This window comes from uncultured Sphingomonas sp., assembly GCF_964237335.1.
Taxonomy (GTDB): domain Bacteria; phylum Pseudomonadota; class Alphaproteobacteria; order Sphingomonadales; family Sphingomonadaceae; genus Sphingomonas.
On the sequence record NZ_CAXSHM010000071.1, the window covers coordinates 1 to 6,203 of the forward strand.

The 6,203-nt window shown below is 63.9% G+C and carries 5 protein-coding genes and 1 pseudogene; 1 reads left to right on the forward strand and 5 read right to left on the reverse strand.

What is annotated here, in order from left to right:
- Nucleotides 1-49: 49 nt before the first annotated feature.
- Genes ACFE65_RS17155 through ACFE65_RS17175 form a run of 5 tightly spaced genes read right to left on the reverse strand, consistent with a single transcriptional unit; the run spans nucleotide 50 to nucleotide 4,533 of the window.
- Nucleotides 50-1,870 (reverse strand): ATP-binding protein, encoded by a 1,821-nt coding sequence (locus ACFE65_RS17155; RefSeq protein ID WP_375383576.1) that lies wholly within the window; start codon nucleotides 1,868-1,870, stop codon nucleotides 50-52.
- Nucleotides 1,867-2,871, reverse strand: a complete 1,005-nt coding sequence (locus tag ACFE65_RS17160; RefSeq protein WP_375383577.1) for an ATP-binding protein — start codon at nucleotides 2,869-2,871, stop codon at nucleotides 1,867-1,869. Before ACFE65_RS17160 ends, ACFE65_RS17155 begins: the two co-directional genes overlap by 4 nt.
- A gap of 1 nt (nucleotide 2,872) precedes the next feature.
- Entirely contained in the window at nucleotides 2,873-3,277 is a 405-nt protein-coding gene (locus ACFE65_RS17165) for an ATP-binding protein (RefSeq protein ID WP_375383578.1), read from the reverse strand.
- Nucleotides 3,258-3,668 carry an STAS domain-containing protein gene (locus ACFE65_RS17170; RefSeq protein ID WP_375383579.1) on the reverse strand — a complete coding sequence of 137 codons (411 nt, stop codon included), beginning with the start codon at nucleotides 3,666-3,668 and terminating at the stop codon, nucleotides 3,258-3,260. The genes ACFE65_RS17165 and ACFE65_RS17170 overlap by 20 nt, the downstream gene beginning before the upstream one ends.
- A 4-nt stretch (nucleotides 3,669-3,672) precedes the next feature.
- On the reverse strand, nucleotides 3,673-4,533 hold the full coding sequence (locus ACFE65_RS17175) for an STAS domain-containing protein (RefSeq protein ID WP_375383580.1): 861 nt from the start codon (nucleotides 4,531-4,533) through the stop codon (nucleotides 3,673-3,675).
- A gap of 290 nt (nucleotides 4,534-4,823) precedes the next feature.
- On the opposite strand from ACFE65_RS17175, the pseudogene ACFE65_RS17180 reads away from it, so the two are divergent.
- Nucleotides 4,824-6,056 (forward strand): annotated as a pseudogene (locus tag ACFE65_RS17180) (APC family permease); the annotation flags it as partial.
- Nucleotides 6,057-6,203: the final 147 nt, after the last annotated feature.

Here is a 6,203-nt window from a genome sequence, read left to right on the forward strand (position 1 = left end):
GCTACCCTCGCCGTCTGACGTCCCGCCCACAACCGGGGGGGGTGAGTAATTACGACAGATCTGCAAAGCTAAAGGGCTTCGCAAGCAGCTGAACTCCTTCCATCAGTCGCTCGTTCTTGATAATCGCTTCCCTGGCGTACCCCGACGTGAAAAGAACCGGAGTGTCAGGCCGCACCGAGCGGGCGTGGAGTGCAATCTCGTGGCCGTTGAGCGGTCCCGTAAGCACCACGTCGGTAAAGACGAGGTCTATTCGGGTCTGGCTGTCAATTATCTCGTTCGCTGCAGGCCCGTCTGCAACTGCTATGACAGCATATCCCAATTCGCTGAGCACCTCGCAGGTGTGAGCGCGAACGTCGGGATCGTCCTCGACGACGAGGACTACTTCTCCTGGTAGTGCAGGAGGCGCTTCACCGACTTCGAAAACCTTCTCCGCGATTAACGGTCCGGTGAACTTGGGAAGGTAAAGCGTAACTGTCGTCCCGCGGCCAAGGCTACTCTCGATCCTAAGATGCCCGCCGGATTGCTTTACGAACCCGTAGACCATCGAGAGGCCGAGGCCCGTGCCCTTGCCGACCTCCTTGGTGGTGAAGAAGGGCTCGAACACTCGCGACATCGTCTCCTCCGACATGCCGCTTCCCGTATCGCATACCGCCAGCGACACATAATGGCCGGGCGTCGCATCCTCGTCGGCGTCGGCCTCGCCAACGATACCGTTCGCGGTCGAGATCGTCAGAGTGCCACCCGGCGGCATCGCATCACGTGCGTTTACCGCCAGGTTGAGGAGCGCGTTCTCCAGCTGGTTCGCATCGGCCTCCACCCGCCAGAGATTTGGTGCCAAACGAGCATCGATCGAGACCGTCTCACCCAGCGTCCGACGCATGAGATCAAACATGCCATCGACAAGGTGGTTCGGGTCGAGGGGCTTTGGCGCGAGTGGCTGGCGACGTGCAAATGCCAGCAGTCGCTGGGTCAGGGTCGCCGCGCGCTGGGCTCCCGACATCGCATTGTCGGCGGCGCGGCGCAGGCGCAGGTCGTCGGCCGGAAGCCGACGCGAGAGCGTTTCAAGGTTGCCGGTGACAATCTGAAGCAAATTGTTGAAATCGTGCGCGATACCGCCGGTCAGTTGGCCAACCGCTTCCATCTTCTGGCTCTGTCGTAGCGCATCATTGGCCTGTTGGCACTCGGTCACTGCCGCAGCCACGCGTTGTTCCAGAGTGACGTTGAGGGCGGCAAGTTGCGCAGCCTTTTCATCTAGCTCGGCATAGAGCGCGACCACGCCGCGGTTCGTCTCCTCGAGCTCGGTGTTCAGGCGTTCGGTCTCTTCCTGCTTCGCCTTCAGGCCGCCGAGTGCTTGCATCAGCTCCTGATTCTGGGTCCGCGCTTCGACGAGCGGATCGGAGGCCCCCGTCGCAGCCAGGACCTTGCCGATTTCGGCCAGCTTGGCGCCATCGATGGCTTCAACGGCATGGGGAAGTCGCTTGCCAAGCAGGATGTCCGTTCCTCGCCCTGGATGACTGTCCAGCTCGAAGCGGTCCATGAGGCGCCGCGTGCCCGAAATGCCGACGCCCATGCCGCTCGCACTCTTGAACCGTCCCTCGAGGATCGCATCGACATCGGCAATGCCCGGCCCTTTGTCCCGAATACGGATCAGCAGACTGGGTTGGCTGCTCGCCTCCAGGCTAAATTCGACGCGTCCCCCGCCACCATAGGTGGTCGCATTCCGCGCGATCTCGGAGACTGCCGTGGCAATACGGGTCTGGTCCTGCGCCTCGAACCCCAACAAACACGCTATTTGGCGGCCACGCTGTCGCGCGGCCACGATGTCGGCTTCTTCGATCAGTGCGACAGCGAGGATCGAGATCGTCCTCATTCGACCTCAGCCCGTCCGACAAAAACCGTGACGTCATCCCGTCCGCGGTTGAAATCACGCCACAACACACCCGCGATGAGCGTTGGATGCCGCGACCATAGGCCGGGGTAGGATCCAAGATCCCAACCGGTGGCCAGTCCGTCCGATGTCAGCACGACCAACGTCGTCCCATCGATGGGATAGCTGAAGTCGCGCATATGCTTGGCGATATGACCGACTGTGCCGTTGTTCGAGATCATCCGCCTTACGACGTTTCCGGCATCGATCAGCGTGGCCGCGATGTTGCCGACGCCGGCGAACACGACCTGCCGCTGGTCCAGCGCAAACCGGGCAATCCCAATTGCCGCTCCCCGCGTGGGGCGCAAGGCGGCATGCATGGTGGCCAGCATTTCACTTGGCGCTACGGGGCCTAAACCCTGAAAACTTCGCGATGCTGCGTGTGCGGCTTCAGCGGCCAAAGGACCGTGGCCTAGACCATCTGCCACCATAAAGACGAAGCCACCTGCATCTTCCTTTCTGCACCAGGCGTCACCGCATGCTTCCTCTCCGCGCATCGGCAGGCTGATCGCACCATAATCGGGCTGGTTCTTCGGCCGGCTTAAGCGCTGCGACCCGCGCTGCAGCCGGGCGAGGATCGCCGTGCCGCGGCCCGGTGCCGAGTAGATGTCCGTCACGTGCGCGCCACGTGAAATTGCGCCAAGGCCGGTTCCGGGAGTTCCCGTCGTCGAATGCCCATCAAGCATCGACATCGCGACGTCGGCCATACCGACGCCCTTATCCAGCGCAAGACATTCGACGCCTGCTCCAGAGGCGTCTTCGTAGCTGCCGATCAGCAATGCCCCGCCAGAGCCATGCTTGAGCATGTTGGTGGCCAATTCCGTCACGACAATGGCAACCCGCCCCGCATCCCCTTCGCTAAAGCCATTGGCTTCGGCTAGCGCGACTGCGGTCCTGCGGGCTTCGGCAACCTGGGACACATCCCGAACTTCAACCGCACGCATGCTACTTCCAGCGCGCGATCATGATACGCGTGCCTTCGCCTACAACCGAATGAATGTGGAACTCGCTGCTCAGCCGACGCGCGCCGCTTAAGCCCAGCCCAAGACCACCGCCAGTCGTATAGCCGTCGGTCAGTGCGCGATCGAGATCGGGAATGCCCGGGCCGGTGTCCTCGAAGGTCAGCCTGACGCCCCGCGTCCGCGATCCGGTGAACGTCTCGATCCGCGCCGTGCCGCCAAGGCCATAATCGAGGGTGTTGCGGGCAAGCTCGCTCGCAGCGGTCACGATCTTGGTCTGATCGACCAGCCCCAGACCCGCCGCGACCGCCTGCACGCGAACCGCCTGTCGGACGCGAACGACGTCGTCGGATTGCTTGATCGGCAGCAGTTCATCCGTCGTTGCGATCATCGCCGCCCTCCGGGCCGCCATCGCCTCCCAGCTCCTCATACTGGTTGCTGCCGATCAGCGCCATGCCGCGCTCTACGTTCAGGGCCGTCTTGACGCCCGTCAGCGACAGGCCGAGCTCGACCAGCGTGATCGCAACCGCCGGCCGCATGCCGACGACGACGGTGTCGGCATCGAGCAGTCGGGATACCGCGGCGATGTTGTCGAGCATGCGGCCCATGAAAGAGTCGACGATCTCGAGGCCCGAGATGTCGATCATCACGCCCCGAGCGCCCGTTGCCACGATCCGCTCGGATAGATCCTCTTCAAGCGCTTTGGCAAGGCGATCGTGGATATCGACCTGGATGCTGACAAGCAGCGCGCGTCCGAGCTTCAGGATGGGAATGCGGTCCATGCGCTCAGCCCTTCACTGTAGCTTTGCGGACCACGCTGCGCCCGGTTCGCTGGAACGCCAGGGCAAGCGCGTCGGCAAGCGTGGCCTTGGAGACGACGTCGAGCTCGACTCCCAGATGTACCATCGTCTGCGCGATCTGGGGACGGATGCCGGAAACGATGCAATCAGCGCCCATCAGCCGGGCGGCCGCGATCGTCTTGAGCAGATGCTGCGCGACGAGCGTGTCGACTGTTGGAACGCCCGTGATGTCGATGATGGCGAGATCGGCGCTATGATCGACGATCGCCTGCAGCAAGTTTTCCATCACCACCTGCGTTCGGGCTGAGTCCAATGTCCCGATCAGCGGCAGGGCCAGGATACCGTCCCAAAGCTTGACTACCGGCGTCGACAGCTCGGCGATCTCGTCCTGTTGGCGACGGACGACCTCCTCGCGACTGCGCTGATAGACTTCCATCGTGTAGAGGCCGAGCTGGTCGAGGATCTGGGTCATCTCCCAGCCGACGCTTGCGACACGGGCCGCATCGTCCGCGTAGCTGGCCCGCACCTGCTCGAACAACGGCTCCTTGAGCGAGAGGACGAACATCGCCGTTTCGGTCGGTGTGAAGCCTTGGATTGCCCGTGACCGTGAGATCTCCCCCAGGAGGCCTCGAGCAATGGCAAAGGCGGGATCGGTCACGCTCGTGGGCCCAGCGCTCAGCGCGGCGACGAACGCCGACAGGAAGTCACGGCATTGCTTCTCAAGCTCGGCCCCCTTGATCCGTCCCGCGCCCCCGCCGGACGCCACGAGCAGTTCACGCCACCGAACGACTATGGTGCCTTCGCTGGCTCGAACGATTTGTGACAGAGCGGCGATGCCCTCTTCCATGGCGATGTTCCCCCTACCAGACATTCGACAATCACTAGCGCCCCGAGGGGGCTTTGTCCCGTAGGTTGCGCAGCACGCCATCGCTCACGTTTTCACATGTCGGATATCCTGCCGTCTGCAGCACTCGCGCTTTTCCAAGACAGCTGAGAAACTGCGCCAAATGGCAACGATGGAGCGGTGCGCAGGGGAAAGGTCGTAACCTCATCGGAGAACCCGGCATCCTGGCACGCATCCGGTTCTACGAGACTCAGCAAGTGCGCTGTGCTCAACATTGCCTCGGGAGAAGCGCGATGACTGACCTTCGGATAGCAGACGATGCGATCGCCGTGGGCCGCGATGCTGGCCTGCGCCGCGGCATCGGCCCGTTCGGTTTAGCGGCAGCAATCATCAACGTCGTCATCGGGGCCGGGATTTTCACGCTGCCCGCAGGTATGGCCCGAGCGGCGGGGCCCTATGCGATCCTGGCTTATCTCTTGTGCGCGCTTGCGATGGGAGCGGTGGTGCTGTGCTTCGCCGAGGCGGGCAGCCGTGTTCCGACCAGCGGCGGCGCATATGGCTATGTCGAGGCGGCGTTCGGGCCGTTGGCCGGCTTCGTCGCGGGGGTGCTGCTGTGGCTGGCCTGTGTGCTTGGCGCCGGTGGCATCGCTTCGGCGTTCGCATCGACGCTGGGGCGGCTTGCGCCTTCGCTGGCGGGGAGCGGCGCTCAGGCAGCGGTGATCGTGACGGTAATCGGCACACTCGCGGCGATCAACCTCTCGGGATCGCGGCCTGCGTCACGGATCATCGCGGCGGCTACGCTGGTCAAGCTGGTGCCCCTGCTCGTGTTCATCGTCGTCGGCGCCGCGTTCATCGCGCCCGCCCGCCTGAGCAAGGGGGTCGCTCCCGACGTGAGCGGAATCGGCCGCGCGGTGCTGCTGTCCCTGTTCGCATTTCAGGGCATGGAGACCGTCCTGGGTGCCAGCGGCGAGGTGGCGAACCCGGCGCGCACGCTGCCACGGGGGCTGGTCGGCGCGATGGCGTTCGTCGCGCTCACCTACATTGCTATTCAAGTCATCGCTCAGGGGTTGCTCGGCGGCGCGCTTCAGGGATCCACAACACCGCTGGCCGATGCGATGGCGACGATCGACCCGCGGCTCAGTCTTCTGCTGATCATCGGCGCCACAATATCGATGGGCTCATGGCTGGGCAGTGATCTCCTTGGGGCGCCGCGCGTGCTGTTCGCGTTCGCGCGTGACGGGTACCTGCCGAGCGCGTTGGGACGTGTCTCGGCGCGGACGGGTGTTCCGGGCGCCGCCGTCTTCGTCCATGCCGCGATTACCGCCGTGCTCGCCATCACCGGCACATTTGAGACGCTGATCGTCCTGTCGGTTCTGTCCGCCTGCGGGCTCTATGCCGCCGGCTGTGCCGCTGCATGGGTTCTGCGTCGGCGAGCCGTTGCGCTGGCGGGAACTCCGCTCAGTCTTCCCGCCTTGCCGCTCTTGGCGGTCTTCGGCTGCGGCAGCATGATTGTCGTCATCCTGCTCGCCCGATGGGAAGAGATTGGCGGTTTTGTCGCAGCGACAACGGGCTCGAGCCTGCTCTACTGGATTGTAAATAGGCGTCGAACAGGGACCCCGATCGGCACCGAACAGCCCCCCCCCCCCCCCCCCGGGGGCGGGGGCAAGCCCCAA

Excerpts from the sequence above, each read along its gene's own strand:
- ACFE65_RS17160 (WP_375383577.1), bottom strand. The coding sequence starts at position 2,871 with ATGCGTGCGGTTGAAGTTCGGGATGTGTCCCAGGTTGCCGAAGCCCGC.
- ACFE65_RS17155 (WP_375383576.1), bottom strand. The coding sequence starts at position 1,870 with ATGAGGACGATCTCGATCCTCGCTGTCGCACTGATCGAAGAAGCCGAC.
- ACFE65_RS17170 (WP_375383579.1), bottom strand. The coding sequence starts at position 3,668 with ATGGACCGCATTCCCATCCTGAAGCTCGGACGCGCGCTGCTTGTCAGC.
- ACFE65_RS17165 (WP_375383578.1), bottom strand. The coding sequence starts at position 3,277 with ATGATCGCAACGACGGATGAACTGCTGCCGATCAAGCAATCCGACGAC.
- ACFE65_RS17175 (WP_375383580.1), bottom strand. The coding sequence starts at position 4,533 with ATGGAAGAGGGCATCGCCGCTCTGTCACAAATCGTTCGAGCCAGCGAA.